Here is a 3,959-nt window from a genome sequence, read left to right as displayed (position 1 = left end):
GGCCTCAAAGCGCTCGGCAGATCGTTGCTGTTCAGCCCGGATCTCGGAGATTTGGGCTGCAAAGCCCTGCCGCATCTCAACCATCTGAGCCTCAAAGCGCTCAGCCGACCGCTGCTGCTCGGCCCGCATTTCTTGGATTTGTTCTTGTTGTTGCTGAAGGTTGCGAATCAGCCACTCCTCTTGTTCTGGGGTCATGGGAAAGGTCTGAAGATATCCCTTCAATTCTAGTCAGTTGGGGATGGGATCCCGTTGAGCTGCCAAGAGAAGGGCATTGACAATGGCAGCAGCAACTGGGGATCCGCCTTTGCGGCCCTCCACCCGAATCTGGGGAACATCCGTTTGCGCCAACGCCTGCTTGGCCTCTTCCACCGCCACAAATCCCACCGGCACTCCGATCACCAAAGCCGGCTTGACCCGCTGTGCCCGAATCTCCTCCACCAAAGCCAGCAACGCGGTGGGGGCATTGCCAACGACAAACAGGGCTTCTGGATAGCGGCGTGCCAAGTTCACCATCCCATTGGCGGCGCGGGTTTGACCGGGCCAACGGGGCTCCTCCACCCAGTCCAAAGCACAGTAGAGGGGGATCCCTTGGGCTTTCAGACCTGACTGGATCCCAGCTGCCACCATCCTGACATCGACAATGACAGGCTGCTTTTGCCGTAGGGCTGCCAGGGCGTGTTCAACGGCGTTGGGGCCGAAGAAAAAGCGATCCCGCAGCTCAAAGTCGGCAGTGGCATGAATGGCACGGCGCACCACCTCATAAGGGATCCCTTGCCAGGGGTGGGGGCCAATCTCTTGATCGATCTGGCGGAAGCTGGCAGCGGTAATCGGGTCTATCCCGAAGGCTTCATTCATTGGGTCTGGAGTCAGGGGCACAGTCATGCTGGCATGTCCTAAAGAAGAACCGGTGGCAAAGTAGCTTTGGGCGAGCCGAGAAAACCACTAAGATTGGTCTAGCCTAAATTGGAGATGAGCCTATTGTTGTCACCCACTCCTCCCTTGCACAGACTCAACTCCCATCCTTCCCCTTCTGCTCGGGTCAGCGCCAATTCCGTCGGCAATCCCGGTTTCTCCTCTGTTGATGCGCCCTCCTCTTCCCCAACGGGTAGCGACAGGGATCCCTTGTCGGCTTTGCCTCGCTACGGCTACTCCCAAACCTGGCATTGGCGGGGCTGGCCCATCCATTTCACCTACACCCCCAGTCGTGCCCAAACCCCTGCCGGTGTCGTCAACTTGACGGCAGCTCCGGCCCTTTTAATCCATGGATTTGGAGCGTCAGTGGGTCATTGGCGCCACAACATTCTCCCTCTGGGATCCCAGCGCTCCGTCTATGCCCTCGACCTGCTGGGATTTGGCAAGAGTGCCAAGCCGGAGATTGCCTACAGCGTTGATCTGTGGGTGGAGCAGGTACACGAGTTTTGGCAAACTCACATTCAGCAGCCCAGCATCCTGGTAGGCCATTCCATCGGGGGCTTGGTGGGAGTCATTGCCGCCGCCCGCTATCCCCAGATGGTGAAGGGCCTGTGCTTGATTAGCTGCGCCGATGGGCCCCATCCGGAAGAATTGCCCTCTCCCTGGGATGCTCTGGTGCGAGCCCTCTGCGAAGGGATTCTGTCGTTGCTGGGGTGCCCCCTCACTTATCCCCACCTCTTCAACTGGCTGCGACAAACCGAGGTGCTACGAGCTTGGATCAAGAATGTCTACAAGCGGGATGAGCAGGTGGATGACGAGCTGGTGCAGATCTTCCAGAGACCGGCCTTTGAGCCGGGGGCAGCCCACGTGTTTTTGGACGGTCTGAGGGCCATTCTCTGCCGCCGCTTCGACAGCCCCAAACGCCTGCTGCCCACCCTAAAAATGCCTATCTTGCTACTTTGGGGCCGAGAAGATCCGGCAGTGCCCAGTTTTTTGGCAGACCAATTTAAGCGCTGGCAACCTGCCCTCACCTTGGTGAAGCTGCCGGGAGTAGGCCACTGCGCCCACGACGAGCTGCCTCACTGGGTCAACACCCTCATCGGGGAATGGGCGGCCAGTCTGGAGACCTGCCCTAACTTGCCCACCCCCCTTCAGCGGGATCCCCGAGTCGGCTAGCTCAGCAAGTGATCTGAGCTATTCCCGGCAAGGTGCCACAAGTGAGGGCTATCGGCACAGGCCCCCCCCAGCTTGGAACACCCCCAAGCCAAATCCCAGCCTGCCGCCGGGAAAAGGGATCCCGCTCAGAGATCAGGGGGCAGCTTGAGGATCTGATGCTGGCGCATCCCCTGCCAGCGGCGAATGAGATCGCCATCAATACCGAACTGATCCAACGCCTTCACCACCACAAAATCCACCAAATCTAGGATGGTACGCGGCTGGTGGTACCAAGCTGGAATGGCCGGAACAATGCGCGCCCCCGCTTCTGCCAGAGTGGTCAAGTTGCGCAGGTGGATCAGGCTAAAGGGGGTTTCCCGCGGCACCACCACCAAGCGTCGTCCCTCCTTGAGCTGCACATCAGCAGCCCGCTCCAGCAGATCCGAGCTCAAGCCGGCAGCCAACTTGGCAACTGTACCCATGCTGCACGGGATCACCAACATCCCCTGCGTGCGATAGGAGCCACTGGCAATGGTTGCCCCCACATCCTGCCAGCGATGACAAACTAGGGATCCACCGCTGCTCTCGGCTTGCTGTCGCCAAAAGTGGGCCTGCTTGCGGGGGTCTGTCGGCAGCAGCACCCCTTGTTCTCCCTGCCACACCTGATAGGCCGCTTTGGAGGCCACCACTTCGACGCGGTAGTCCAGGCTGAGCAGAACATGCAGAGCGCGCACAGCATAGAGCATCCCTGAAGCGCCTGATACGCCAAGGATGATGGGCAGAGAGGATGTCAAGGGCCGCTGGGGAACGTCTTCTGCTCAAGTCTAGCGAGGGGAGCCGTCCCTCGCCTGCTCAGGGGATCCCTAACCCACCGCTCCAAAAGACTTGCACAACGCGGGATAAAAATGCTCCTGGCACAGGTTGAAGGCAGCGCTCAAGCCCCAGTCTGACTCTTCTCTGTTAGGTCTGCAGATTTTGTCGCCCGTTGCGGATCACCCGCAAGGATTCCACCAACCGCAACTCCAGGTCTTGCAACACCTGATCCACGTAACGGTGGGCCTCCCGCTGCAGGCGCTCCGATTCCTGCAGTGTCTGTCGCCGCACCTCCTCACTATGTTGATAGGCTTGTTGCAATAACTGCTCCGCCTGAGCTTGGGCCTGTCGCAGAATCGCCGATTCGTTGAGGAGCTGCTCAGCCCTACGTTGGGCCGCGGCCACAATTTCTTGGGCGTAGCGATTGGCCTCTGCCAAGATCCGATCCCGCTGGCGCAGCAATTCTTCCGCTTCCTCCAGGGCTGTCGGCAGGTTCAGGCGGATAAAGTCTAACTGCTCCAGAATCTTTTCCTCTTCAATAAGGGTGCGAGACCAAAACAGGCGAGGGCTACTGAGAATGGCTGCCTCCAATTGATCCAGGGCCTCCTGGACGCGCATCAGAGCCAGGGTCTGATCCCCAAAGGGTACGCCGGCACGATTGGAAGGATCAGAGGGCAATTCTCGCATCAGTCTATGAAGAGGGGAGGCTGCACTGAGCAAAAGAGCAGATCAGGCAGGATAACGCCTACCATATCAGGTTCTCGGTTTCCTGAATCTGCGCAGTCTCCCCTTCGCTCCAACCACTCTTCGTGAAGTAGATGTTCTTTTTGATATGAGGGGACGATGGACTTTCTCCCTCGCGGAGGCTGTGAGCCAAGCGGCAGAGAGGCTGCTTACCGGTCGGTTGGTGCCACAGCGGCTGGGGAGCCGAGGTTGCTCGGCTGCCAAAAGAGCGCCAATGGAGGAGATTTATAGTCATTTTGAATAGGAATAAAACATTTCCGTTGCCTTGCTCTCCAACCCCCCTCTCCCAGAGAGATGAGCTGGGGGGTCGCGGCAGCGGCGCGGAGCGTTTGGGG

General features: G+C 59.0%; 4 protein-coding genes and 1 pseudogene. 1 reads left to right on the top strand and 4 read right to left on the bottom strand.

Features of this window, described 5'->3' with window-relative positions:
- Positions 1–195, bottom strand: a pseudogene (locus tag NW815_RS03750) (hypothetical protein); the annotation flags it as partial.
- 33 nt (positions 196–228) lie between these two features.
- Positions 229–882, bottom strand: a complete 654-nt coding sequence (locus NW815_RS03745) for a cobalt-precorrin-8X methylmutase (RefSeq protein ID WP_414351913.1) — start codon at positions 880–882, stop codon at positions 229–231.
- Between the two features lie 87 nt (positions 883–969).
- Between NW815_RS03745 and NW815_RS03740 the strand changes: the two genes are divergently transcribed.
- Positions 970–2,088, top strand: coding sequence for an alpha/beta fold hydrolase (locus NW815_RS03740; protein ID WP_414415722.1), 1,119 nt, complete (start codon positions 970–972; stop codon positions 2,086–2,088).
- Between the two features lie 125 nt (positions 2,089–2,213).
- On the opposite strand, the gene NW815_RS03735 is transcribed toward NW815_RS03740, so the two are convergent.
- Complete coding sequence (locus NW815_RS03735) at positions 2,214–2,861, bottom strand: flavin prenyltransferase UbiX (RefSeq protein ID WP_011431889.1); 648 nt, start codon at positions 2,859–2,861, stop codon at positions 2,214–2,216.
- 166 nt (positions 2,862–3,027) lie between these two features.
- The gene (locus NW815_RS03730; RefSeq protein WP_414380997.1) at positions 3,028–3,567 is read right to left on the bottom strand and encodes a hypothetical protein; all 540 of its coding nucleotides are present in this window, start codon (positions 3,565–3,567) and stop codon (positions 3,028–3,030) included.
- Positions 3,568–3,959 lie beyond the last annotated feature (392 nt).

This window comes from Synechococcus sp. R6-7 (assembly GCF_047461695.1).
Lineage (GTDB): Bacteria > Cyanobacteriota > Cyanobacteriia > Thermostichales > Thermostichaceae > Thermostichus.
This window is presented reverse-complemented; position numbering and strand designations above follow the sequence as displayed.

What these genes read in the sequence shown, in the direction of transcription:
- NW815_RS03730 (WP_414380997.1), bottom strand. Translation starts at nt 3,567, where the DNA reads ATGCGAGAATTGCCCTCTGATCCTTCCAATCGTGCCGGCGTACCCTTT.
- NW815_RS03745 (WP_414351913.1), bottom strand. Translation starts at nt 882, where the DNA reads ATGACTGTGCCCCTGACTCCAGACCCAATGAATGAAGCCTTCGGGATA.
- NW815_RS03740 (WP_414415722.1), top strand. Translation starts at nt 970, where the DNA reads ATGAGCCTATTGTTGTCACCCACTCCTCCCTTGCACAGACTCAACTCC.